The sequence below is a fragment of the Flavobacterium terrae genome, assembly GCF_900142035.1.
Lineage (GTDB): Bacteria > Bacteroidota > Bacteroidia > Flavobacteriales > Flavobacteriaceae > Flavobacterium > Flavobacterium terrae.
Map to the genome: position 1 here is coordinate 310,021 of NZ_FQZI01000001.1, position 26,116 is coordinate 336,136.

General features: G+C 31.8%; 25 protein-coding genes. 5 read left to right on the top strand and 20 right to left on the bottom strand.

The features are described 5' to 3' along the window. Positions 1-119: 119 nt before the first annotated feature. Both trhO and dprA read right to left on the bottom strand, forming a co-directional pair. Positions 120-1,484: an oxygen-dependent tRNA uridine(34) hydroxylase TrhO gene (gene trhO, locus BUC09_RS01430; protein ID WP_073307976.1), complete on the bottom strand. Its 1,365-nt coding sequence runs from the start codon at positions 1,482-1,484 to the stop codon at positions 120-122. A 77-nt stretch (positions 1,485-1,561) separates the two neighbouring features. Then, positions 1,562-2,662, bottom strand: a complete 1,101-nt coding sequence (gene dprA, locus BUC09_RS01435) for a DNA-processing protein DprA (RefSeq protein WP_073307978.1) — start codon at positions 2,660-2,662, stop codon at positions 1,562-1,564. Positions 2,663-2,760: 98 nt separating this feature from the next. Here dprA and BUC09_RS01440 point away from each other — a divergent pair, with 98 nt between their 5' ends. Next, a complete protein-coding gene (locus tag BUC09_RS01440; protein ID WP_073307980.1) occupies positions 2,761-3,708 on the top strand; it encodes an HU domain-containing protein in 948 nt (315 codons plus the stop codon). Positions 3,709-3,778: 70 nt separating this feature from the next. After that, a complete protein-coding gene (locus BUC09_RS01445; RefSeq protein ID WP_073307982.1) occupies positions 3,779-4,291 on the top strand; it encodes an acyl-CoA thioesterase in 513 nt (170 codons plus the stop codon). A gap of 34 nt (positions 4,292-4,325) precedes the next feature. Here the strand turns inward: BUC09_RS01445 and BUC09_RS01450 are convergent, their stop codons facing one another. From BUC09_RS01450 to BUC09_RS01480, 7 genes are all read right to left on the bottom strand, one after another. Next, positions 4,326-5,540, bottom strand: coding sequence for a murein hydrolase activator EnvC family protein (locus BUC09_RS01450; RefSeq protein WP_073307984.1), 1,215 nt, complete (start codon positions 5,538-5,540; stop codon positions 4,326-4,328). A 14-nt stretch (positions 5,541-5,554) separates the two neighbouring features. Next, the gene (locus tag BUC09_RS01455) at positions 5,555-6,334 is read right to left on the bottom strand and encodes a lipoprotein insertase outer membrane protein LolB1 (RefSeq protein WP_073307986.1); all 780 of its coding nucleotides are present in this window, start codon (positions 6,332-6,334) and stop codon (positions 5,555-5,557) included. Positions 6,335-6,336: 2 nt separating this feature from the next. Continuing rightward, positions 6,337-7,689: a tetratricopeptide repeat protein gene (locus BUC09_RS01460; protein WP_073307989.1), complete on the bottom strand. Its 1,353-nt coding sequence runs from the start codon at positions 7,687-7,689 to the stop codon at positions 6,337-6,339. A gap of 4 nt (positions 7,690-7,693) precedes the next feature. Then, positions 7,694-8,704: a sugar phosphate nucleotidyltransferase gene (locus BUC09_RS01465; protein WP_073307990.1), complete on the bottom strand. Its 1,011-nt coding sequence runs from the start codon at positions 8,702-8,704 to the stop codon at positions 7,694-7,696. 63 nt (positions 8,705-8,767) lie between these two features. Continuing rightward, on the bottom strand, positions 8,768-9,202 hold the full coding sequence (gene dut / locus BUC09_RS01470) for a dUTP diphosphatase (protein ID WP_073307992.1): 435 nt from the start codon (positions 9,200-9,202) through the stop codon (positions 8,768-8,770). 114 nt (positions 9,203-9,316) lie between these two features. Then, on the bottom strand, positions 9,317-10,765 hold the full coding sequence (locus BUC09_RS01475) for an oligosaccharide flippase family protein (protein WP_073307994.1): 1,449 nt from the start codon (positions 10,763-10,765) through the stop codon (positions 9,317-9,319). A gap of 43 nt (positions 10,766-10,808) precedes the next feature. Continuing rightward, a complete protein-coding gene (locus tag BUC09_RS01480; protein WP_073307996.1) occupies positions 10,809-11,249 on the bottom strand; it encodes a GNAT family N-acetyltransferase in 441 nt (146 codons plus the stop codon). 54 nt (positions 11,250-11,303) lie between these two features. On the opposite strand from BUC09_RS01480, the gene BUC09_RS01485 reads away from it, so the two are divergent. Continuing rightward, complete coding sequence (locus BUC09_RS01485) at positions 11,304-13,388, top strand: prolyl oligopeptidase family serine peptidase (protein ID WP_073307998.1); 2,085 nt, start codon at positions 11,304-11,306, stop codon at positions 13,386-13,388. Between the two features lie 133 nt (positions 13,389-13,521). On the opposite strand, the gene atpG is transcribed toward BUC09_RS01485, so the two are convergent. The 6 genes from atpG to atpB all read right to left on the bottom strand — a co-directional run bounded on the left by atpG (position 13,522) and on the right by atpB (position 18,560). After that, positions 13,522-14,379 (bottom strand): ATP synthase F1 subunit gamma, encoded by an 858-nt coding sequence (gene atpG, locus BUC09_RS01490; protein ID WP_073308000.1) that lies wholly within the window; start codon positions 14,377-14,379, stop codon positions 13,522-13,524. 70 nt (positions 14,380-14,449) lie between these two features. Continuing rightward, the gene (gene atpA, locus BUC09_RS01495; protein ID WP_073308002.1) at positions 14,450-16,027 is read right to left on the bottom strand and encodes a F0F1 ATP synthase subunit alpha; all 1,578 of its coding nucleotides are present in this window, start codon (positions 16,025-16,027) and stop codon (positions 14,450-14,452) included. A 14-nt stretch (positions 16,028-16,041) separates the two neighbouring features. Next, complete coding sequence (gene atpH, locus BUC09_RS01500) at positions 16,042-16,575, bottom strand: ATP synthase F1 subunit delta (protein ID WP_073308004.1); 534 nt, start codon at positions 16,573-16,575, stop codon at positions 16,042-16,044. 7 nt (positions 16,576-16,582) lie between these two features. Then, entirely contained in the window at positions 16,583-17,080 is a 498-nt protein-coding gene (locus BUC09_RS01505) for a F0F1 ATP synthase subunit B (protein WP_073308006.1), read from the bottom strand. An 80-nt stretch (positions 17,081-17,160) separates the two neighbouring features. After that, complete coding sequence (atpE, locus tag BUC09_RS01510; RefSeq protein WP_073308008.1) at positions 17,161-17,352, bottom strand: ATP synthase F0 subunit C; 192 nt, start codon at positions 17,350-17,352, stop codon at positions 17,161-17,163. 41 nt (positions 17,353-17,393) lie between these two features. Next, a complete protein-coding gene (atpB, locus tag BUC09_RS01515; RefSeq protein WP_073308010.1) occupies positions 17,394-18,560 on the bottom strand; it encodes a F0F1 ATP synthase subunit A in 1,167 nt (388 codons plus the stop codon). Positions 18,561-18,855: 295 nt separating this feature from the next. Here atpB and BUC09_RS01520 point away from each other — a divergent pair, with 295 nt between their 5' ends. After that, positions 18,856-20,241, top strand: a complete 1,386-nt coding sequence (locus tag BUC09_RS01520) for a T9SS type A sorting domain-containing protein (protein WP_073308012.1) — start codon at positions 18,856-18,858, stop codon at positions 20,239-20,241. A gap of 7 nt (positions 20,242-20,248) precedes the next feature. On the opposite strand, the gene BUC09_RS14880 is transcribed toward BUC09_RS01520, so the two are convergent. Genes BUC09_RS14880 through porW form a run of 4 tightly spaced genes read right to left on the bottom strand, consistent with a single transcriptional unit; the run spans position 20,249 to position 23,859 of the window. Beyond that, positions 20,249-20,638 (bottom strand): hypothetical protein, encoded by a 390-nt coding sequence (locus BUC09_RS14880; protein ID WP_073308014.1) that lies wholly within the window; start codon positions 20,636-20,638, stop codon positions 20,249-20,251. Between the two features lies 1 nt (position 20,639). Beyond that, entirely contained in the window at positions 20,640-20,867 is a 228-nt protein-coding gene (locus BUC09_RS01530) for an AtpZ/AtpI family protein (RefSeq protein ID WP_073308016.1), read from the bottom strand. Further along, entirely contained in the window at positions 20,854-21,243 is a 390-nt protein-coding gene (locus BUC09_RS01535; RefSeq protein WP_073308018.1) for a bactofilin family protein, read from the bottom strand. Before BUC09_RS01535 ends, BUC09_RS01530 begins: the two co-directional genes overlap by 14 nt. A gap of 3 nt (positions 21,244-21,246) precedes the next feature. Next, entirely contained in the window at positions 21,247-23,859 is a 2,613-nt protein-coding gene (gene porW / locus BUC09_RS01540) for a type IX secretion system periplasmic lipoprotein PorW/SprE (RefSeq protein WP_200778470.1), read from the bottom strand. Positions 23,860-24,018: 159 nt separating this feature from the next. Here porW and BUC09_RS01545 point away from each other — a divergent pair, with 159 nt between their 5' ends. Further along, the gene (locus BUC09_RS01545; protein WP_073308020.1) at positions 24,019-25,068 is read left to right on the top strand and encodes a ferredoxin--NADP reductase; all 1,050 of its coding nucleotides are present in this window, start codon (positions 24,019-24,021) and stop codon (positions 25,066-25,068) included. 15 nt (positions 25,069-25,083) lie between these two features. On the opposite strand, the gene BUC09_RS01550 is transcribed toward BUC09_RS01545, so the two are convergent. Further along, a complete protein-coding gene (locus BUC09_RS01550; protein ID WP_073308022.1) occupies positions 25,084-26,115 on the bottom strand; it encodes a glycosyltransferase family 9 protein in 1,032 nt (343 codons plus the stop codon). Position 26,116: the final 1 nt, after the last annotated feature.

The window sequence follows — 26,116 nt, forward strand, 5'->3', positions numbered from 1 at the left end:
GAGGGTAAAGATACATATTTTAAATTCCAAAAAAAGAAATCCCAAATACCAATTTTTAATTTTAGTATTTGGGATTTACACTTCGACAATCTCAGTGTGCCAAAATTATTTTTTGAGATTTATTCTACAATTTTAAACAGCTTGTCTGACAAACGAATACGGAAAGGAACCGAAAAAGTAATCTTATCCCCGTTAGTTGCTTTTGTTCCAGAAGCTCCATTAACTCTCATTTCTGTTAATATGATTTCTTGATTTCCAGTAGTTGGCCCAGAAATTAAAATCTTATCTCCTATTTGAACATCTGCATTTGTAATTAAAAACTGAGCTACACTAGATTTTGTAAAATAATGTTCTGCTTTACCTACAATGGTTTTTTTAATTTTAATTCGCTGACGAATGTTTTTAGGTGCTTCTTCTGTGGCTTTTGCTAATGAAATTCCTTTTAGTTCTCCTGAACTTTTAAATTTAAGTGATTCAGATTTTCCTTTTCTGAAAATTTTGTTGCCAACCTGAATTCCTCTTCTTTTTTTAACTTGCTCTTCTAAAGGCAAATGTGTTGTTTCTAAACAATCTGATGAACAGCAATTTTCCATTTTCTCTGCACATTCATCACATTGGATAAACAACAAATGACAGCCATCATTTGCACAGTTTGTGTGATTATCACAAGGTTTTCCGCACTGGTGACATTGTGCAATAATATCATCAGTAATTCTTTCGCCCAAGCGATGATCAAACACAAAGTTTTTACCAATAAACTTGCTTGGCAAACCTTCTTCTTTGATTTGTTTAGCATAGTTTATGATCCCGCCTTCAAGCTGATATACATTTTTGAAACCTTGGTGTTTAAAATATGCCGAAGCTTTTTCGCATCGGATTCCACCTGTGCAGTACATTACAAGATTTTTGTCTTCTTTAAAATCCTTCAATTGGTCGTTTATAATTGGCAACGATTCACGGAAAGTTTCAACATCTGGAGTAATAGCTCCAGCAAAATGACCAACTTCACTTTCGTAGTGATTTCTGAAATCAACTACAATTGTATTTGGATCATCTAAAATATCATTAAATGCTTTTGCATTTAAGTGAACTCCTTTATTTGTAACATCAAAAGTTTCGTCATTTAATCCATCGGCAACGATTTTATGACGCACTTTTACAGTAAGTTTTAAAAACGAATGATCATCATGTTCCACAGCGACATTTAAACGAATTCCTTTCATGAAATCATAGGCTTCTAATGTTTCACGGAAAGCTTCAAAATTTTCGGCAGGAACACTCATTTGTGCATTAATACCTTCTTTAGCCACATAAGTACGGCCAAGAGCGTCAAGTTTATTCCAAGCTAAAAATAAGTCGTTACGGAATTGTTGTGGATCTTCGATGTTTGCGTACGCATAGAAAGACAACGTAAGGCGTTGTTTACCAGCTTGATCTATAAGCTCTTTTCTTTCTTCTGCGCTTAAGGTGTTATACAGTTGCATGCTATAAACGTTAAGTGAGAAATTAATAAAATGTCATGAACTCTAAATGGAAGAATTCAGTGCAAAGATATTTTTTTTTAAATAATTTCAAAAACTTTACCTGGCAAAGGTCTAACGACTCCTTTAAGTTCCATGTTTAACAACAATGATGACAATTTAAAAACGGGGATATTACTTTCCATCGCAATGATATCTATATGTTCTTTTCCGTTTGTTTTTAAAAAATCAAAAAGATTTTGCTCCTCTGGTTCTAGTGTAACAAAAAGTTGTTTTTGTATTGGCTTTTCTTTTTTAGCAATGTCCCAGTTTAGATTGTAAATTAAATCGGCAGCGTTTGTGAGTAAATTTGCTTTTTGGGTTTTTATTAAAGTGTTACAACCTTGGCTATATCTATCTGTGGCTCTTCCTGGAACTGCAAAAACCTCTCTATTGTAATCGTTTGCCATGGTAGCAGTAACTAATGAACCTCCTTTGTCGGCACTTTCAATAACAATAGTTGCTTCAGAAATTCCTGCCACAATTCTATTTCGTTTTATGAAATTCTCTTTATCAGGGTTAGAAGTGCTCCAAAAATCGGTCATAAAACCACCATTACTTTCCATTTTACTCATGTATTTTTTATGAGTCTTAGGATAAATTTGGTTTAAACCATGAGCCAATACTCCTATAGTTTGCAGGCCATTATCCATAGCTGCTTGGTGCGCTACAATATCTACTCCATAAGCAAAACCACTTACAATAATTGGGTCTAGTGGTGCTAAATCTTCAATAAATTTTTTACAAAAATCGATTCCGTAAGAAGTAACTTGTCTTGTACCAACAATACTTAGTATCTTTTTTTGTTGAAGGTTTATCTTTCCAGAAGTAAAGAGCAATAATGGCCCATCAATACAATGTTTGAGTTTTTCTGGATAATCATCATCCTTGTAAAAAAGGACTTTAATGTCTTCTTTTTTTATAAACTGAAGTTCATTTTCTGCTTCTTTAAAAGCAGATTTATTATGAATGTTTTGGATTGTTTTCTTCCCTATTCCATCTATCAATGCTAATTGTGACGGAGTACTTTTAAATACTTCCTCGGCAGTACCACAATGGTTAAGGAGTTTTTTTGCAGTAATATCTCCAACTCCTTCAATACTTTGTAAGGCTAGTAAATATAAAATCTCAACTTCTGACATGGCGTATAATTTTCAGGCAAATAAATCAATTTTTATTTTGTTAATAATATTTGTTGATAAAATTTTTATTTTAGCTTGTATTCTTTACTTTTGTTGTTATGAATATTTCACATCATATTTCGCAATTACTATACCGTTACCCATGTGTAACCTTGCCAGGATTTGGTGCTTTTTTGACTGAAACTGTTTCTGCGACGCTTCAGGAAAACAATCACACTTTTTTTCCTCCGAAAAAAGTGATTTCTTTTAATTCATACATTAAGAATAATGATGGATTATTAGCGAATCATATTTCTATTGTTGAGAAAATAAGTTACACAGATGCTGTTTTAGTTATTGAAAACGCAGTGAAAAATTTAAATTCAACTTTAGAAGCTGGAGAAATTAGCATTCTAAAAAACATTGGATTGTTCAGAAAAAACTATGAAGGAAACATTGTTTTTGAAGCTTCATCTCATGTTAACTATTTAACTGACTCTTTTGGATTAAGTTCTTTTGTATCTCCATTGGTTAAACGTGAAGAGCTTAAAAAAGTAGTCGAAGAAATTATTGTTGCCGAAAAACCTACAATTGAATTAGTTTCTCAAAACAGAAAATCTAAACCATATCTAAAATATGCAGCAATGTTTATCATGTCTCTTGGTGGAGCTGGATTTGGATATACTGCTTATGTTTCACAACAAGCAGAGATTGAAACAAACATTGTAAGAGGTGAAGTTCAAAAAGAACTTAACACAAGAATACAAGAAGCAACATTCGTAATAGATAATCCTATTGCTTCTTCTACATATTCCTCAATTGAGGAAAGAAAAACCTATCCTTTCCATATTGTCTTTGGATCTTTTAGAAGTGAAAGTAATGCTGAAAAAGCAAAGCAAGAACTAGAAAATCAAGGATATAAATCAAGGATATTACCTAAAAATGATCAAGATTTGTACCCAGTAGTTTATGGTAGTTATGCTACTTACACTGAGGCTCAATATGACGCAACTCAAATTCAGACAACTAAAGACAAGAACGCTTGGTTACTGATTGAAGAATTATAATCATAGAAAGCCTTTCAAATTTGAAAGGCTTTTTTAATAAATAATAACCTTTACCTTTGTAAAAAAAACAATGCAAGCAAAATTTTCCTCAGAATCATTAGCTGTACTTACAGACGTCGTTTTACCTGGTGAAACAAATCCTTTGAACAATTTATTTGGTGGTGAATTATTAGCAAGAATGGATAGAGCTGCTAGTATCGCTGCTCGTCGACACTCTCGTCGCATTACTGTAACTGCCTCTGTAAATCACGTTGCTTTTAACAGAGCAATTCCTTTAGGAAGTGTAGTTACTGTCGAAGCTAAAGTTTCAAGAAGTTTTAAGTCTTCTATGGAAATCTATATTGATGTGTGGACTGAAGATAGAGAATCAGGAATTCGTACCAAAGCAAATGAAGCTATTTATACATTTGTAGCTGTAGATGATACTGGCCGTCCTGTTGAAGTCCCTGAGATAATCCCTCAAACAGATGAAGAAAAACTAAGATACGATGCTGCTTTACGTAGAAAACAACTAAGCTTAGTTTTAGCCGGCAAAATGAAACCCGATGAGGCAACAGAATTAAAAGCATTATTTACATCATAATAAAAAAGGGAACCAAATTTGGTTCCCTTTTTTATTACATATTGATAATCCAAGTTTGTGGATTTAGCTTTGTAGTATTTTGATAAATCAAAAACTTAAGAATTGCTTTTTCAGTAAAAGTATTGAAATGAAGTTCTCCAATAGATTGTTTCGTTGAAACTTTATCACCTTTTCCTACATATACTTTTCCTAAATTTGAATATGTAGTAATAAAATCTCCATGTCTAACTACAATAGTTGCAGTACCATTAGCTGCCATTTGTACTTCACTTACTTCCCCATTAAAAACGGCTCTTGCTTTTGCTCCTTTTTCCGAAGAAATTTCAACTCCACTACTTTCAATCATGATTGAAGGTTCTAGAGGATGTGGTTGTCTACCAAATTTTTTAGTCAACAATCCTTTTTCAACTGGCCATGGTAATCTACCTTTATTTGATCTAAAGTCGTTTGCCAATTCTTTTGCCTCAGGTGTTAATACGAATGTAGTTGTATTAGTTGTATTACCTGCTTTTTTATTAGCCGCAGCAATTGCATCGCGAATTAATCTTTCGATTTGTTTTTCGATAGCTCTTGATTCTCTCTGTTTTTTCTTGATCTCAGCAATAATTTTTGTTTTGTCTTTTTTGATAGAATTTAACAAACGTTGTTGTTCTTGCTTTTCCTTTTCAAGTTCCTGCTTTTCTTTTTCGCTTTCAGCAATCAGTTTTTCTTTTTCTTTTCTTTGTACAGAAAGTTTATTGTTATACTGTTCTAACTCTTCGGTTTTAGTTTTTATTTCTTCCCCTTGCATTCTTCTATAATTAGAATACTGCTTCATATATTGAGCCCTTTTATAAGCTTGAAGAAAATTCTCTGAGGATAATAAAAACATAGCCTTACTTTGTTCTGATCTACTCTTGTATGATTTTACAATCATTTCTGCATAGTCTTCTTTAAGTACTGCTAAATCCTTTTTAAGGCCATTTACCTTAATCTGGTTAATATACATACTGTTTCCTAAAACCTTTTTTTGCTTTTCAGTAACGTTAATTAGTTTTTGCTGTAGGTTTATTTTTGCCGTTTGCTGAACTACAACACTAACTACTGATTTCTCTTTTTTCTTTTGAGTTTTCAAAAGTTGCTCTTGCTCGCGAATTTCATCAAGTAATTTTGCTTTTTGTTGTTCTAATTTTCGTTGTCTGTCTTCTTCTTGACTAAATACAGTCAAAGTTGAAAATAAAACTAAAAAGGATAAGATATATTTAAACATTCTTTGATTGTTGACTATTCTATATTAATTTTCTCGTAACCACCTGGAACACTGTAAGGAAAGGTTAATTCCTCATTAAAAGTTGCGTTTCTATAATTTATGTTTATAGTTGTAGTTTTGTTTTCTTGAATTGCAAAAATAGCAAGTTCTTGCGGTAAAACCATTTCTGGAAACGATTTGTAGTCAGAATAATTAACCAAAAGCTTTCTGGCTGGCTCATTTTGTTTTATTTCTTGTCTTTTTAGCCAAAAAGTTGCAGGGTCAAAAACAAATGTTTTCACAAAATTTTGCTTAGATGTATCTTCTAATTTTGGCATTCCGTCTTCTACTAAAGACGCATATTTACCTTTAGTTAAATCATCTAATGATTGTCCTAAAAGCATGTTTTGTACTTTTTGAAAATCTAAATCTGTGCCCAACCAATTGCTTAATGTTTTATAGTCTCCTTCGAAATATTTACCTCCCATTTTTTCGTAGTATTTTACTTCTAAAGGAGTAATCATCGCTTTTGCCATTGTAATTCCCAACATCTTTACACTTACCAGAATAATTTCATCTTTTTTAATTCTAATATCAGCTGATAAGCCTAAAGATTGACTTGGATCAGAATAATCGACATTGGCTTTTATAAATGCTGTTTTAAAATTTCTATTTACTGCATAATGATTTGTAGCAATATTTGCTACAGTCAATGCTTCAACATTTTCAACGGCAACTTTATTTACAACCGCGTTTTGTTTTGGCTTACAAGAAACCATTATAGCGATAAGGAATATTGAAAGTATTTTTTGCATTATTATTTTTTCTTCTTTTTAAGAGTGTTAACTCTTGCTATGTATTCGTCACTTTTTTTTAGGTTCCCTAATTGTTTAGACACCTCAGCTAATTCTGAACAAAAATCAATCTCTAAATCAATATTATCTACTACATAATCTAGGCCAGACTCTAAAAACTCATTAGACTTTTTAAAATTTTTAACTTTCCCTGCTGCTTTCCCTGCAAAATAGTAGTACTCTGGTTGACTAGGAAACAAATCGATTAAATCGCTAGCAGATTTTAACATCGAATCGTAATTAGCTTTCTCTTCATAACAAGCCAATAAGAAAATATTAGTTTCTATATCTGAATTGTCTTTTTGAAAAGCTTTTTCTAAATTTTTTACTGCCAAGTCCCACTTGCCTTTTTTATAATAGAATTTTCCTATTTCTTTATACACATTGAACTCAGAATCATTCTCGAAATATCTAGTTGCTTTGTCCAATTGAGGTTCAAAAGAAGGGTTTTTAAGCACAAAAATTAAAAGTTCGTTATACATTTTGAACTTGATTTTTTTGTCTATTTGTTTTCCGTTAATTACTTTTTCAAAAGCAGTTACAGCTTCCTGACCTTTGTTTTCATTAATGAAATATTTGTATAAAAAAACTTGAGCCCATTCAGAATTTGGGATGTTTTTTTCAAGTTTTTGAGCAACTTCACGAGCCTTTTCTTCTTGTCCGTTATCTGAATATTTGTAAATTAAAGAAATGTAATTTTCTTCAATTTGCGGATTTTTCTGAATGGCTTTTTCAAGATCGTTTTTATCAGTTGCATTTGTTTTCGATTGCGAATTAATTTCTAATCGATAACGATCTCTCATTTCAGTTTTACCAACAGTATCGTCTAGCTCATTGATAAGAACCAAAGCCTTATCAAACTGGGCCGTGTACATGTATAAAGAAACTAAATCTTCTTTATAATTTTTATCAAAGGGAATTACTTTTTGTAGTGTTAGAATTGCTTGATTGAAATTTTTTGTTTCATAATAAACTTCATACAAATCTATCCAATACCATTTTTGATTTGGATCAATTTGTGTTGCTTTTATTAAAGCTGTTTCTGCACTTGTAAAATCTTTTTGAAAAAAGTAATTCTTCCCAATTTCATGATAAATTACTGCATTTTCGGGTTGGATTTTTAAACACTTTTCCAGAGAAACAATTGCTTTATCAAAATTTTCCATCCCTTTTTGTTTCAATGATTCATAATATGATTCTTGAAACTCATCACTAACCAAAGCAATGTCATCAGGTTCAGTTTGTGCCAATAACGATGTGGATATGATAAACATCCCAACAATTAATAACCTATTCTTTGACACTTTATTTAACATGTTTTTATTCTAAAACGGAATAATCTCCAATGCTTATGCTTTTAAAATTACCATCAAATGATGCGTGATTCCCAATCATTGCATTATCTAAATTTGCGTTTTTAATATGTGAATGTGTTTGTACTAAACTATTTTTAATAGTTGAATTATTCACATGAGTTGCTTTTCCTAATGAAACATTTGGTCCAACTGTTGAATTTATAATATAAACATCATCACCAATAAAACAAGGAGGAATAATCATTGAGTTTTCAATATGTGCTTTTTCAGAGACCATATGCTCTCCATCTTGATGTAAAAAACCTAACATTCTTGTATTTGTTTCTACAGTAACATTTTTGTTTCCACAATCCATCCATTCGTCTACTTTTCCAGGCACAAATTTCATGCCCTTTTGCTTCATGTTTTCTAATCCATCAGTTAATTGATACTCTCCTCCTTTTTGGATGTTATTGTCTAGTAAGTATTCAAGCTCACCACGTAGAGTTTCTCCTGATTTAAAATAATAGATTCCAATGATAGCTAAGTCAGAAACAAAACTTGTAGGTTTTTCAATAAAATCAATAATTTCGTTGTTTGCATTTAGTTGTACAACACCAAAAGCACTTGGATCTTCTACTTGTTTTACCCAAATTACACTATCTGCTGTAGTATCTAACGTAAAATCTGCTCTAAAAAGTGTGTCTGCATAAGCAACTACTATTGGTCCTTCCATACTTTCTTTAGCACACAATATAGCATGAGCTGTTCCTAAAGGTTCATTTTGATAGTAAATAGTTCCTTTTGCGCCTAATTTTTCGGCTATAGCTATTAAGTCTTCTGGTACTTTTGTGCCAAAATCTTTATGAATAATAAAAGCGATTTCATCAATTTTTTGATTAATCACTCCGGCAATATCTTCAACTAATCTATGAACAATTGGTTTTCCTGCAATTGGGATTAATGGTTTAGGAACTGTTAATGTATGTGGACGAAGACGTGAGCCACGCCCTGCCATAGGAACTATTATTTTCATGCTTTTTATAGATTGAATAATTTGACTGATACTTTGCCAATCAAATTCTTATTTAATTTTTTATTATTTTACTCCTGTACTTCCAAATCCTCCTTCGCCTCTATCGGTATCTGATAAAACTTCGACAGGATGCCAAAAAACACGCTCGTGTTTTGCAATTACAAGTTGAGCTATGCGTTCTCCGTTTTCGATATCAAAAAACTCATTTGATAAATTTACCAAAATTACACCTATTTCGCCTCTATAATCGGCATCAATTGTGCCTGGTGAATTTAAAACTGTAATTCCTTTTTTGAAGGCTAAACCGCTTCGTGGACGAACTTGTGCTTCGAACCCAATGGGTAACTCAATGAATAACCCTGTTTTTACTAAAACTCTTCCTAATGGTGGGATTGTGATGCTTTCATCAAGGTTTGCTCTTAAATCCATACCTGCAGATAAATCTGTTTCATAATGTGGTAAAGGATGTCGTGACTTATTGATAATTTTTATTTCCATACTTATATTTTTTAGCCCCGATAGCAGCGGCATCCTTTTTTGTAGTCATATCGACTCCTCTCTATGACTACAAAAAAGATATAGCGGATAGCGGGAAATAGCTCCTGAAAATTATTATTGTTTTTTTAAGATTTTTAGAATCATTGTTTTTTCGTTACAATAAATATAGTAAGCAAAAAGGATTAAGGCAAATATTCCGAATATATAACTGTTTCGCAATATAGGGACATAAAAAGAAAGTACAGATAATAAGACCGAAACCCCTATATATCCTGTGATTTTCTCTTTGTCATAAGGAATTGGATATTTTTTTTGTCCTAAATAATACGATATAAACATCATGCTTCCATAAGCGGCAATGGTAGCGATAGCTGAACCATAATAACTTAGTGTAGGAACAAGCCAAAAATTTACCAACAATGTGATTGCCGCACCAATTATAGAAATTATAGCTCCTATATGAGTCTTGTCTATTAATTTATACCAAACAGACAGATTTGTGTAAATGCCTAAAAAGAAATTAGCCAAAACAATTAGTGGCACTACTTTCATTGCAAACCAATAATCATCGCTTGGGACTAAAAACACTTTTAAAAGATCAATGAAAACAATCACAAACAATAAAATGAATGAACCTAGAATAACAAAGTATTTTGTTATTGTGGCATAGGTTTGTGGGGCATCGTCTTTATCTGCATGACTAAAAAAGAATGGTTCAATACCTAATGTGTATGCTGTTCTAAACAAGACCATAAACATGCCTAATTTGTAGCAAGCAGAATATGCTCCAATGTCTGATTTAGGAACATGCATTTTTTCTAATAGAATTTTATCAAAATGTTCGTTAATAGCAAATCCTAGTCCTGCAACAAGAATAGGTAGTCCATAAGTCATCATTTTTTTCCAAAGCGCAGTGTCAAACTGCCAGTTTATTTTGAAATAATTTGGCGAAAGCACTAAGAAAGTCAATAAACTAGCTATAAGATTTGAAACAAAAATATATCCTACCTGAAAATTTTCGAAATAAATTGTACTTAATGGGTTGTCTTTTGAAATGGTTGGTAAAATCAATAAAAAGAACACATTAAGAACAAGATTAATTGACACATTTCCTATTTTGATTACAGCATATTGCATAGGTCTTTTTTCTGCTCTCAGCTTTGAAAAAGGAATAATGACTAAAGCATCAAGTACTAATATCCAAATGGTGTATGTTACATATTCTGTTTTTATACTAATAAAGTCTGCTATTGTTGTTCGATATAATAATGAACCTATCAAAAATAAAATAGAAGACCAAAATATAGAAACTGTAGATGTAGACAACACTTTTTTCTTGTCGTCCTCTAGGTTATAAAACCTAAAAAAGGCAGTTTCCATACCATACGACAAAATCACATTAAATATAACTAGATAAGAAAAAATAATAGAGACGTTGGCAAACTCTGCAGTTGGTAATTTTTTTACAAACAAAGGGTTGAGCAAAAAACTTATCATTCTTGGCAAAACTGTTGCCAAGCCATAAATCAATGTTTGCTTAAAAAGGCTTTTATAGACGCTCAAAGTGCAATTTTATTATAAAGTACAAATGTAGTATTTTGTTTGATTATGAACTTAATTGTTCTGGTTTAATTATTTTTAGGAAATGATAGCCTCTAGGAACAAATCCCTGATTGTAATAAAACTTATGTGCAGTAAAGTTTTCTACATATGCATCTAAAACAATCATGGTGCTTCCCAATTCATTTGCCTTAGCATCAATATAATCTGTCATTATTTTTCCAATTCCTTTTTTTCGATGCTCTGGATGAACTACAAAGTTGTCAATTTCCATGTATGGTCCTGACCAAAGTTTTACTCCTTTCCAAAAACCCGTAATTCCCACACATATTTCATCTTCAAAAACAGCTAATTGCCTATAATTGTGAGGTAACATTTGTTCTAAATAACTTTTATATTTTTCTAAAGTCATTTTTGGATATAGGAAATGTATAGTCTCAATTTGAGCTAACATTTCTTCAACAGTAGTAAGTTCTTTTAATTGCATGCAAAACAATTTTGTATCTATAAAAATAAGCTACTTTTGCAAAAAAATTACAAAATGCAATTAAAATTTATTTTAACCTTATTATGTTTTAACGTCTTGTGTTCAGCCCAAGATAACATTGAAACAAAAAAAGTTCAAAAAATCATTAAAAAATTCAACCATCAGATAAATGATGAATATGCTTGGTTAGAAGACACTGAATCAGAGGAAGTGAAAAAATGGGTAAGTCAACAAAACGCTTTTACTCAAGGGTATTATTCTGCTGTCAAAAAAAGAGTTTCAAATAAAGAAATAATAAGAAACTATGACATGAGTAATTCAGGGTCTCTACCTGTTCATATGGGTAAGTATTTTTATAAGTTTCTATCTAAAGATAGAAAAAAATCAGCCTCTCTTTTTATCTCAAAATCAATTGATGACAAACCAGTTGAAATAATTGATCCCAACAAAATATATCCAGAAAAAAATGTAAACATTGAAGGGTTGACACCTTCTAAAAGTTCAAATTATCTTGCTTATCAACTAAGAATAAATGGTAGTGATAAAAAAGAAGTGCGTTTTTATGATTTAAATTTGAAAAGAGAGATAAAAGATTCTTTATTAAACAGCAAATCTTTGAAAATTGCTTGGAACAAAGAACTAGGAGTTTTTTATATGCAAAATGTTAATCAGTCAAAATTTGCAAAAGATTCAACATTTAACCTTTATTATCATAAATTGAATACGCCTGAAAAGGATGACGAATTAGTGTATGATGGTAGTAAAAATAATTCAAAGTTTAAATATTTCACTACGAGAAATTATCTGTATTTACTCGAAGAAAATGAAGATAAAACTAAAACCACCTTTTATTATTCTGATTTAAACAAAGGAAATTTTGAACTAAAAAAATTCTATCAAAATAATGATGATTCTTTTGAATTTATTAATTATTACAATGGTAGAATTTATTATTCAACAAATAAATTTAATTGGGGAGAAGTAAGATCTTTTGCTATCAACAATAAAGAAGACGATAAACAAGTAATCCCTCAATATTACAATCATCTGTTAACTAAAACTTCTTTCACAGAAAATTATTTAATTTGCAAATACAAAACAAATGAGAAATCTTATTTGTCTTTTTATAATTATGATGGGAAATTTATCAAAAAAATTGAAGCTCCTTTTGCTTGTAACATAAACATAGTTGATTTTGAAGAAAAATCTAACGAAGTATATTTTGTAATTAGTTCATACACTGCGCCTACAGCAACATACAAAGTAAATATTGATGGCAATAATGAAGCTACACCTGTTTATACGGCTTTCAATAAACAAAAACCAACACTCTTTCCTTTAGATTATTTTACAATAAAATGTATCACTTATAAAAACAGAGATAATATAGACATTCCTATTACAATTATTTATAAAAAAGGAATTGAATTAAACGGTGATAATCCATGCTTATTAGAAGCTTATGGAGGTTTTGGAATTATAAATGGGCCTAAATATGATACTGGCCTTTTACATTTTATGGATAAAGGAGGTATTTATGCGTTTGCAGAAATTAGAGGTGGTGGTGAAAGAGGAAAAAATTGGCACAAAAAAGGAAGTGGTATTAATAAAATTAATTGTTTGAATGATTTTATAGATGCCACAGAATTTTTGATAAAAGAAAAATACACTAATTCTAATAAACTTGCAATATCAGGAGGATCGCATGGAGGATTGGTTGTTGGGTATGCGATGACAGAAAGACCTGATTTGTACAAATTAGCGTTACCTAAAGTTGGTGTTTATGATGTGGTAAATAAATTTGACCATACAGTTGGTATATACCATTATGAAGAATATGGCAATCCAAATATAGAAGAGGAATTTAATGCCATATTAAAATACTCTCCTTTGCATAAAATAAAGGAAGGAATAAATTACCCAAAAACCGTTGTTTTTACAGCAGATAATGATGACCGGGTTCCTCCTTTTCAATCATATAAATTCGTAGCTGCTCTAAAAAATAGAGCAGCACAAAAAAGAACAATCTTACTATCTGTAAATAAAGGTCTTGGACATTATGGTGGTAATACCTATGATAAAAAATTACAAGAACGAGCTATGTTCTATGATATATTAATTGATACTTTAATGCGATAATTAAAGACTAGTATTGCTTAATCTTAGAATATAAATAAAAGAGTCCCAAATTTGGGACTCTTTTATTATTGTAATATTATGATTAAAATTTCATCGCTTCGCGATGGAAATATTTGAAAGCTTCGCTTTCTTATTATCCGTTCAAAGCTTCTGCTCCACCAACAATTTCTAAGATTTCTCCAGTAATTGCAGCTTGACGTGCTTTGTTGTAAGTTAATTTCAATTGATTTCTCAATTCTGTAGCATTATCAGTTGCTTTGTGCATTGCGGTCATACGTGCACCATGTTCAGCAGCAAATGAATCACGAATAGCTTTGTACAATTGTGTTTTCAATGATTTTGGAATCAAAGTCATTACAATTTCCTCTTTTGAAGGTTCGAAGATGTAATCTCCAGCTACAGCAGTTCCTTTTTCAATTGGTGCCAATGGTAAAAACTGTTCTGCTTTTACAATTTGAGTAGCCGCATTTTTGAATTGGTTATATACTAATTCGATACGATCGTAATCTCCAGCGATGAATTTATCTGTAAGTAACGAAGCTACTTTTGCTGCATTATCAAATGTTAAATCATCAAAAATTGCACTTTGGTTTTCAACAATTGTATGAGTCTTTTTAAGAACGTCGTTTCCTTTTTTCCCAATAGCCAATACATCTACCTGAACTCCTTGATATTTTTCAGTGATACTTTTGATTTCTTTAATCACGTTTGTATTAAAAGCACCACATAAACCTCTGTTTGAAGTAATTGCTACTAATAATACTTTCTTTACCTCACGTTGTGTAGTGTAGTCTCCGCCAACCTCACCTTCTAAAGTAGCTGAAAGATTTTGCAATAATTCAGTTAATTTTTCAGCATAAGGACGCATTGCTGTAATAGCATCTTGTGCTTTTTTTAGCTTTGCAGCCGAAACCATCTTCATCGCAGATGTAATTTGCATCGTCGATGAAACGGAAGTAATTCTATTACGGATTTCCTTTAAATTAGCCATTTTTTCTAAATTAGAAAATTAGCGAATCAGAAATCAGCGAATTTATATCCGCTGATTTTCCAATTACGTATTAGTTATATTTTGCAGATACTTCTTTAGCTACTTTTTCGATAACATCAGTAATGTTGTCATCTAATTTACCAGCTTTTAAAGCATCTAATGTATCTCTGTGTTTAGCATTTAAGAATTCTAAGAAATCTTTCTCGAATTCTTTAACTTTATTTACAGGAACGTTTCTTAATAAGTTTTTAGAACCAGCGTAGATAATTGCTACCTGATCTTCAACTGTAAACGGAGAGTTTAAACCTTGTTTTAAGATTTCTACGTTACGTTTACCTTTTTCGATTACGTTTAATGTAGCAGCATCTAAGTCAGAACCAAATTTCGCGAAAGCTTCTAACTCACGGAACTGAGCTTGGTCTAATTTTAATGTTCCTGATACTTTTTTCATCGATTTAATTTGAGCATTACCTCCAACACGAGATACAGAAATACCTACGTTGATTGCTGGACGAACACCCGAGTTGAATAAATCAGACTCTAAGAAAATCTGTCCATCTGTAATCGAAATTACGTTTGTTGGGATATATGCAGAAACGTCACCCGCTTGTGTTTCGATAATTGGTAAAGCTGTTAATGAACCACCACCTTTAACGATTGGTTTCAATGACTCTGGTAAGTCGTTCATGTTTTTAGCGATATCATCATCAGCGATAACTTTAGCAGCACGCTCTAATAAACGAGAGTGTAAGTAGAATACGTCTCCAGGGTAAGCCTCACGTCCTGGTGGTCTTCTTAATAATAAAGACACCTCACGGTAAGCAACTGCTTGTTTAGATAAATCATCATAAACGATTAATGCAGGACGACCTGTATCACGGAAATATTCACCAATTGCAGCACCTGCGAATGGAGCATAAACCTGCATTGGAGCTGGATCAGAAGCATTAGCAGCTACGATAACTGTATAAGCCATAGCTCCTTTTTCTTCTAATGTTTTTGCGATAGCTGCTACTGTAGAAGCTTTTTGTCCTACTGCAACATATATACAGAATACTGGTTTTCCAGCATCGAAAAATTCTTTTTGGTTAAGGATAGTATCCAAACAAACTGTTGATTTACCAGTTTGACGGTCACCAATTACCAACTCACGTTGACCTCTACCTACTGGAATCATAGCATCTACTGCTTTGATACCTGTTTGTAATGGCTCAGTTACTGGTTGACGGAAAATTACACCTGGTGCTTTACGCTCTAAAGGCATTTCGTATAAGTCTCCACCAATTGGTCCTTTTCCATCAATTGGAAAACCAAGTGTGTTAACTACACGTCCTACCATTTGCTCACCTACTTTAAGAGAAGCGATACGTTGTGTTCTTTTAGCAGTAGAACCTTCTTTTAAACCTGTAGATGGGCCTAATAATACCACACCAACATTGTCTTCTTCAAGGTTCAATACGATACCTTCCATACCGTTATCAAACTCTACTAACTCACCATATTGAACGTTTGAAAGCCCGTAAATACGAGCAATACCGTCTCCAACTTGAAGTACTGTTCCTACTTCTTCTAGCGTAGCACCAGATTCAAAACCTGATAATTGCTTTTTTAATATTGCTGAAATTTCAGCAGGTTTAATATCCGCCATAATTATATAAATAATTAATTACTTAATTCTCTTTTTAAAGTTTGTAATCTGTTGGCAACAGAAGCATTGTATTGCTTATCGCCTATTCTTAAAATAAATCCACCAATAATAGCTGGATCTACAGTGTTTTCGATAGTAACTTTTTTGTTTGAAAACTCTTTAATTTTAGCTAAAACTTTAGCTTCTAATTCAGGAGTCATAGCAATAGCTGTAGTAACTTTAGCTACTTCAACACCGTTAGCCTCATCGAACAATCTGTTATATTCTACAGCAATAGATTCTAAAATTTCGAATCTTTTGTTTTCGAACAATAATCGAAATAAACCTTGAGTTACACCATTTACAGAAGCAAATACTTCTAACAATGCACTGTGTTTTACTTCATTTTTAAGAGTTGGGTTTTCAATAAAGTCACTTAGCTCTTTATTTTCTTTAATCGTATTCGCAATCAAAGTCATGTCTTTGCTTACCTCTAAAGCAACGCTTTTTGAGTTAGCTAAGTCTAAAATTGCTTTCGCGTAGCGAATGGCTGCTCTTGTACTTGACATGATTGAATTAGTTTAATTTTACATCACCTAACATTTTCTCTACTAATTTCATTTGAGAATCTTTGTTAGATAATTCGTCTTTTAATAATTTTTCAGCAATTTCTAATGAAAGTGAAGATACGTGAGATTTTAATTCTGCCATAGCAGCATTTTTCTCGCTTTCGATAGAAGCTTTAGCCTGCTCGATCATTTTTTGACCTTGAGTTTGAGCTTCTTCCTTAGCATCAGCAATCATTTTTTCTTTGATTTCACGTGCTTCTTTTAACATTGAATCACGCTCTAAACGTGCTTCTTGCAAAATACGCTCGTTGTTCGCTTGCAAATCTTGCATTTCTTTCTTAGCATTCTCTGCTGCTTGTAAAGCATCTCTGATTCCTTCCTCTCTCGAGTTAACTGCTTCTAAAATTGGTTTCCAAGCAAATTTTCTTAACAAGATAACAAGTAAAACAAATAATGCAGCTTGAATTATAAATAATCCTAATGAAAATTGACCTAATAAATTCATTATATATAGATTTTAATTTTAATTTAATTTAAAAACAACAGCATTAACCAACCGTTAATGCCATTGTTTGCTTTCGGTTATTAAGCAGCGAATAACGCAGCAAAACCAATACCCTCAATAAGAGCTGCAGCGATAAGCATAGCAGTTTGGATTTTTCCAGAAGCTTCTGGTTGACGAGCAATAGCGTCCATAGCAGAACCACCGATTCTACCAATTCCTAATGCTGCTCCGATAACGATCAAACCAGCTCCTACAATGTTTGGAATAGTCATAATGTATATATTAAATTAATTAAACATTCAATTTTAAATTTTTAGTGATGATCATCATGGTGATGTTCTTCACTTGCAGCACCAAAATATAATGCTGATAACATAGTAAATACGTATGCTTGTAGCAATGCTACTAATATCTCCAATAAAGACAGTACAAATGCCAGGAAAAACGACAAACCACTTCCTACAACATTGTTAAACGTATACATCAAAGCAATAATACTCATTAATACAACGTGACCTGCTAATATATTAGCATAAAGACGTATTGTTAATGAAAAAGGCTTAATAATTGTTCCTAATAATTCGATTGGCGCTAAAATTGGTTTCATCCAAGTTGGAACACCTGGCATCCATAAAATATGCATCCAATAATCTTTTTTAGCCGTTAAAGTTGTTATTAAATATACTAATATTGCTAAAGCTGCTGTTACAGCAATATTTCCAGTTACGTTTACACCTAGTGGAGTTAATCCAAACATATTTAAAAACCAAACAAAGAAGAAAATTGTTAACAAGAAAGGCATATACTTCTTATAGTTCTTTTCCCCTATATTAGGAATTGCAATTTCATCACGAATATAAACAATGATTGGCTCAAAAAATCTACCAACTCCTTTTGGCACGCTTCCATGTTTTTTATAAGATTTTGCCAAACTTGTAAATAAAAGAATCATTAAAAATCCAACAATAATCATCATCAACACATTCTTAGTGATTGACAAATCAAGCGGTCTCTTTAATGGATTTAAATGAGCATCATGATCAATATGGCCATCTTTATCAGAATTATAAATTAAACCATGCTCAATTTTAAAATACTTCCCTTTAGATTCGACAACAGCTGTTTCGTGTTCAAATTTTGATGATGAAAAGACATGCAAACCACCTTCCCATAAAATAACAGGCAAAGAAAAACCGAAATGTTTTTCATGTCCAGACTCTTTTCCATAAGAAAACAAATTAAAATCGTGTGAGTCTAAAAGGTGATGTTGAATATACTCTTTTCTTTCTTCTTGAGGAGTTAACTCCTTTTTTTCTGAATGTTCAGCTCCAGCATGTTCTTCAGCTTCATGTGTAACCTCATGAGCAGGTTTAGTTTCTACGTGTGTAGAATCGGAAACTGGATTTGCTAAAGCAACTATCGAAAATAAGCCTACAAAAGCCGACAATATTAATGATACAGGTTTTCTTGGAATTACCATATAAAAAACTATATTTCTGTGTTTGTAAATTTCGTGCAAAGGTACATTTTTTATTAATATTCAAAACGTTTAAAATACTTTTTTTGAAAAACTACTTTTTACCTCTGTTTTTTGTCTGTTTTTCATTAGGTTATTAACAATGATTTAAAAATAAATTTTTGAAAAAACATAATTTTATCAATGTTTTATAACGGTAAAACACAACTTTTTGTCGATAACTACGTTTTAAAATTGTTAATAACTTATTTTTTTTTACTTTAGCCGTAAAGTTTCTTTTACAAAACCCCAAAAACTTATGAAAAGAACATTACTTACTTATTTATTCTTATTTACATCTTCAGTTTTTTTTGCACAATGTTGGCAATCTATTTCTGCTGGTGTAGCACATTCTGTTGGTATAAGAACTGGAGGTACTCTCTGGACTTGGGGCAGAAATAATTCAGGGCAACTTGGTGATGGAACTTCAGTGGGATCTAGATCAACACCTACACAAATAGGTACCGCGTCAGATTGGCAATATATTTCATGTGGTGCATCACACACAATTGCCTTAAAATCGAATGGAACACTATGGGCTTGGGGTGCTAATGCTTCTGGTCAGTTAGGAAACGGGAATTATTCTAATTCAAATGTTCCAGTTCAAATTGGATCTGATACAGACTGGGCAATGATATCTGCTGGTGATGAATTTTCTTTAGCCTTAAAAACAAACGGAAGTTTATGGGGTTGGGGACGAAATGATAATTCACAATTAGGTGACGGAACCATTGTTTCAAAAAATTTACCCATTCAAATAGGAAACCAAACCAACTGGGAACATATATCTGCTGGTGCTACTCATTGCCTTGCAATAAAAACAAACGGTACACTTTATGGTTGGGGTGTAAATAGTCTAGGACAATTAGGAAACGGATCAACAGCAAATGAAACTTCTCCTGTTAAAATTGGAAATGATAATGATTGGGATAAAGTAGGCGCGAGTACAATACATAGTATTGCTCTTAAAGATGATTTATCTTTTTGGGTATGGGGAGGAAATAATGAAGGGCAACTAGGTATGGGTACTAGTGGAACAGGAACCAATGTTACAATCCCATTTAACATTGTAGCACTTAATGGGTGCAATACTATTAGCAAAGGAAGTCAAAATACAATAATTAGAAAAACTGATGGTACAGTATGGAACTGGGGGGCAAATCTTGTTGGTCAATTAGGAAATGGCACTACTAATTCTAGCCCTACAACAAGCCCTATACAGTTAGGAAGTGCTAATGATTGGCAAACTATTTCTATGCGTGGCACACATGTTTTAGCTTTAAAGAACGATGGCACACTGTATGCTTGGGGTAATAATTTTTATGGCCAAGTGGGAGATGCGACTTCAGGCGGTTTTAAAACCAGCCCTGTCGTTATAACATGTCCTACGCTGAGTATTAATGAAAATATGTTTGCAGAAAGCGTTGGTCTTTACCCTAATCCTTCAAATGGAATTATTACAATTAAAAATCCAGAAAATATTATTTTTGATAAAATCACCATTTTAGATTTGTCTGGTAAAGTGATTTATGAAGATGATAAAAGCAACCTAGAAATTAACTTGGAAAAATTAACGTCTGGACTTTATATCTTAAAACTCTCAAGCGAAGGAAAAGTAATTCAGAAGAAATTTATTAAAAATTAAACTGTTTTTAAAAAATAGTCTTATTGAGTCTTCTTCCTATAATTATAGTTTCAAACAATAAATAAACTATAAACAGAACGAAGTAATTCCACTTTTCAAAATTTATGTTTTGGTTTAAAATATAAATCTTACCTATTATTCCAATTGCAATTGTTTTGATGGTAGTAATCAGCATAAAGCTCATTCCTACAACTTCTTTATTTTTGAAAAAAACGGCGTCAATAATTGCAAAAAGCGCTACTGACATAGTTCCGAAAAAAAGAAATATAAAAGATAAAGGCAATAAAATTAAATCTGGAAAATTAAAAAGTTTTTCTAAAAGTAAGTATAAACCAAAAAGAAGAACGCTAAAAAAAATGGGGAGTGCTAAAAAAGAAGCGTTAAATTTCAATTTCATTTTATCTATTTCCTATTTGGTTAACTTGTCTATACACATTGTATAATGCAATAAAAACGCCAACTAATGTAAGCGCTTTATAATAGAATATTTTTTCGTTTGGGTAATTACTATCTAACCATAATCCTAGCCAATAAAAAGCATAAATAATTACCCCCATTTGAATTGGGATATTTATAAAAGCTAACCACTTGTTGTATTCTTTTGGGGATTTATTATTGTTCTCCATGTGGTGGAAGCATGTTTTTTGATTGCGATTTCATAACGCATGAGGCACTAAAATCTGCTCCTGGTTCAACAGAAAGTTTTCCGCATATTACTTCACCATAAATGCTAGCTTTTGACTTCACATTTAAAATTTCCTGAACAATTATCTTACCTTCAACTTTTCCTTCAACATCAACATTTTTACATGTTATATCTCCTGTAACACTGCCCGCTGGTCCAACAACTAGTTTTCCTTTAGAAATAAAGTTACCTATCAATTGTCCGTCTAGTCTAAAGTCTGCTAGAGAATCTATATCTCCTCTTATAGATGTTCCTTCAACAATTCGGTTGGTTTTACCTAAAAAGTCTGTATATGATTTTGTGCTTTTTTCAAACATATGCTACATCTTTAATTCTAAAAACTGATTGTAGTTTTTGTGAATTTGAATAACTAAGTAATTTTCACTAGATATTACTTGAGCTGGATTTAATACTTTATACTTCTTATCCTCTTTTACTAAAGTAATTAGATACCTTGCAAATTCTCTTGATGAAATACCATGAACAACAATAAAGTTGGTTGATTCATCATAAACATCGAACGATACTTTAAACTTATCATACTGTTTTTCTGCAAAATATTTTTCTAATTTATCTTTTAGCTTTACCGTTTCAGCATCGTCTTTTTTACCTACCTTATATAATAGTTTCCAATTAGTAGAAACAGTATCATTAGTTAAAATACGTTGCTCCATTCTTGGCACACTAACTTTTAAAATATCTTCAGCTTGCTTGCCTTCGTCAGAATCAGGATAAGTTACAGCAACATAACTTACTGCTTTTTTATATTCATTTAGTCCTTTAAGTTTACCTAAAACACTTGCCTTTAATAATTCAAACTTTGGAATTAAATCATCACCAGCAAATTGTTGAACAGATTTATCGATAACTTGCAGTGCTTCAACATAATCTTGATTATTATATTTTTCGTATGTTTTCTTGTAAACATTTTCAGGACTATCGTTTGAAAGTTCTTCTGCTGGAATACTTCCATTTAAGATTTGTGCATATCTCGTATTTGGATATTGAGATAATATCTGATTTTTTATTTGTTCTGCCTGAGATTTATCTGTTTGCTCATAAATCTTATAAAGATTATACAAAGAAGGTAAAACTAATCTTTCTTCAGGTTGGCTTTTTAAAACTGTTTCAAATTTAGATGCCGCTAATTTTTGCTCTAAAAATTTTTCTTTATAAATTACACCTAACTGATAATTAGCAAAGTTTCTTTCTTTAGCTAAACTGTCTATTACCGTTTTAGATGTAGGCACCTGACTTAGATAGTAATCTGTTGAGTATTTTTCATCAACAACATCGGTTTCTTTATCTTTAGGTTTTATGTCCTCATTATCTATCGCAGCGATATTTTCTTTTTGAATAAACCATCTCCAGTTTTCGGTTAATGATCTTTTACCCCATCTCTTCACAAACTCTACTTTACCATAAGCGACAGTTGTTGGAGTGTAAAAATAAAATGATCCATCCTGTTGACCTTTTAATGTTGGAATAATTTCAGCTTTACCGGGCATTAAAGGAGAATCATTAAAACCTGGTGGATTCAATACAGGTTTATTACTAATATCTTGAATTCCTGTGTTTTGTTTTGCCAATTCTTTTTGCTTCTCTTCTAATGCTTTTTTAGTTTCGGCTTTGGCTTTCAAATCGGCAATGTGCTTTTCAAAATAAGAAAGACGTTCACTATTGGACATTCCTACTATTTTTAGTATACTATCATTAACTGTGACAATTCCTTCATATTTAATGACGTCAACTAAATTCTCTTTCTTTTTAGCAATTGTATAATACTCACGATTCTTTTTAACTAATTTAGTAAGAGTACTATCATAATACTTCCCGGCAGTTACATATTTAGCCTTATCAAAATAAATAGTTGCTAAATTTCTATAGGTAGATGCTTGCAAATAAGCATCATTTGATCCTTTTTTTAGTGATCTATTGTAATATTTAATAGCGTTTGCTTTATTTCCTAGTTTATCATAGAAAACACCTACTTCAAAATTTAGTACATCTAAGTGAGATCTGTTTTCTCTATCCTTCATTAATTTTTCATACTTCTCTATGAAAGCTAGTGTATCTTTTGTTGGGTCTACTAATTGTGCTTGTTTGGCATGAGCTCTAATTACATATTGTCGCGGGGATTTACGCTTCATATCGATAACCTCCTGAAACTCTGTATAAGCACTATCCTTATAATCTAATGATTCATATAATTGTCCCAAAATAAAATGGTAACGAGCTCTTTCTTCTTTGAGTTTTGTTGAACTAATTGCTTTTTTTAATGGTGCAATAGCACTGTCTTTGTATTCTAAATTAATAAAGGCTTGTGCTAAAATCGCATTTGCATCTGCCAATACTTGGGGTTTCAATTGATTTTTATTGATAAGCCTTTTTAAATTTTTAACTGCTAAAGCATCATTTTCAAGACGGATATTGGTTTTTTCACGCCATACTTTAGCTTCGTTAATCTTGTCAGAATTAGTGTGTTTATATAATATATAATTAAAAGCTTCTAATGCTGGTATAAATCGTTGGTCATAATATCTTGCCTTTCCTAACATCAAATGTGCCTCATCCATTTGGTAGTTTTTTTCTTTCCCACCAATGTTCATTGAATGTTTTTGAATAGCTTTTGTGGCTTTAGTTTCAGCGCGCTCAAAATTTTTGTTTTTTTCCTTTTGCCCAGGAAGCAATTTTTCTTCCGGAATTTGCATACGCTCTACAGGAAGAATTTCCCAAAAATTATCTTGATATTCCCCTTTAACTTCGTTAATTCCTGCGTCAAGAGCTAATCCACCATTAAACATAGTGTTGTCTCTAGCATTTAAAGCGTGCCAGTTTCTGCTAACAAAAGTGTTTTTTTTGGTCGAGCAAGCAATTGCAGTTACTAAAAAAAGGGCAAATGATATGTTTTTTAATTGATTGTTTTTCAACATATAAAAGTTTTAAATATAACTTCTAAATACTATTTTTAGTATTATAACCTGTAAAAGTACGTTTCTTTTTACAATTCAGAAAAAAATAACATTTTTTAATTTTATAAGAATTTAAGAATATGTCAGCCTTGTTTGTTAATTTTGCTAAAAAGAAAAAGCATGTCGACATTTTACAAACTCACTATAAAAGAAATTAAAAGAGAAACTCCTCAAAGTATTTCGGTGGTATTTAATGTTCCTAACGAATTTAAAGATTTTTATCAATTCACCGCAGGGCAATATGTTAATTTAAAACTTACTTTAGACGGTAAAGAAATTAGAAGAGCATATTCAATTTGTTCATCACCAAATAGCGGCGAATTAAGAATAGCTATTAAAGCAGTAAAAAATGGATATTTTTCTAAATTTGCTAATACTGAATTAAAAGAAGGTAGCATTCTAGAGGTAGGTACTCCTGAAGGTAAATTCACTTACGAACCGCATCATGACAAGCAAAGAAATTACATGGCATTCGCAGCTGGAAGTGGTATAACTCCAATAATGTCAATTCTTCAAACCGTTTTGTCGCAAGAGCCAAACAGTACTTTTGCTTTAGTTTATGGTAATAAATCTCCAGAAGAAACTATTTTTTACAATCAATTAAACGAATTACAAAGTAAGTATCTTGGTCGATTTTTTATTCATTATGTGTTTAGTCAATCTAATCATTCTGATTTTTTTGGCCGAATTGACAAATCAGTAGTAAACAATGTTCTAAACACAAAGCACATAGGTAAAGAATTTTCAAAATACTATTTGTGTGGCCCCGAAGAAATGATTAACACCGTTAACGGAGTCTTAAAAGAAAAAAATGTTGCCGAAAAAGATATAAAATTTGAATTATTCTCTGCCTCAACTCAAGAAAATGCAGTTGATACCAGCAAAAATGAGCATACAAAAATTACTGTTTTAGTTGATGGAGATGAAGAAACATTTGAAATGTCTTCAAAACAAACTTTACTTGAAGCAGCATTAAAACATGGAATGGATGCTCCATATTCGTGTCAAGGAGGTATTTGTAGTAGCTGTATTGCTAGAATAACTAACGGTTCTGCTGAAATGAAGAAAAATTCAATCTTAACAGATAAAGAAATAGCAAGTGGATTAATTTTGACTTGTCAGGCACACCCCACATCTGCCGAAATAACCGTCGATTATGATGACGTTTAAAAAAAAGGAGCTTTTTTAAAGCTCCTTTTTTATTTTATTAATAATCGTTTCTGGCAAAATACTTCGCATCGCATCTTCATATCCTTCAACTTTTTTGTTTCCATAAACTGATGTGGGAATCAAAGGATATTTTTCTCTATCGGCTGTAATACAAAAATCCATTGACTGATTAAACGGTTTAAATCCTGCATAAGGATGTGTTGCTCCCCAAAGCGTAATTACTTTTATGCCTAACATGGCTGCTATATGAGCGTTACCAGAATCCATAGAAAGCATAATATCCAAATTCGATATCAAATCCATTTCCTGTTGAAGCTTAATTTTACCCGCAACAACAATTACATTCTGATGACTTCCTTTTAAGGTGTTAAGAAGTGAAATTTCTTTTTCTCCTCCTCCAAACAAAAAGATTTTATTTCCAGAATGTGCCAATTCGTCAATTACCTTCTGCATTAAATCTAAAGGATAAACTTTTGAATCGTATTGTGCAAAAGGCGCAATACCAATCCATTTCTCTGATTTAATTTGAGCTAATGACAGAATATCTTCTGAAAGAAGTGACTTAGAAGGAAATATTGGATTAGATAAATCGATTGGAAAACCTAACTTTTCAAAAGTATCACAATGTCTTTCAAACATTGATTTTACTGGGGCAAATACTTTGTTTTCAGCTCTTGTTAAAGCTTTTTTATCTGCTCTACCTTTATCTGTTGCGCTGACTTTTTTTCCTCTCAAAGCAAACAGATTTCTAACTACTTTAGATCGTAGTACATTGTGCAAATCTGCTACGGCATCGATTTTGTGTTTTTTTAAATCCCAATATAAACGCAATAATCCTAAAAATCCTTTGTGTCTTTCTTTAACATCAATTGGAAAAAAAGCCAAATTTGAGATTCCGTCAAAAAAAGGTTTAAAAAAAGGACGTGAAACCACTGTAATCTTTACATCAGGATATTGCAAAGAAAAAGCTCTCAACACTGGAACCGTCATTGCAACGTCACCCATAGCTGAAAGCCTTATAACTAAAATGTGTTTGATGCTTGACATC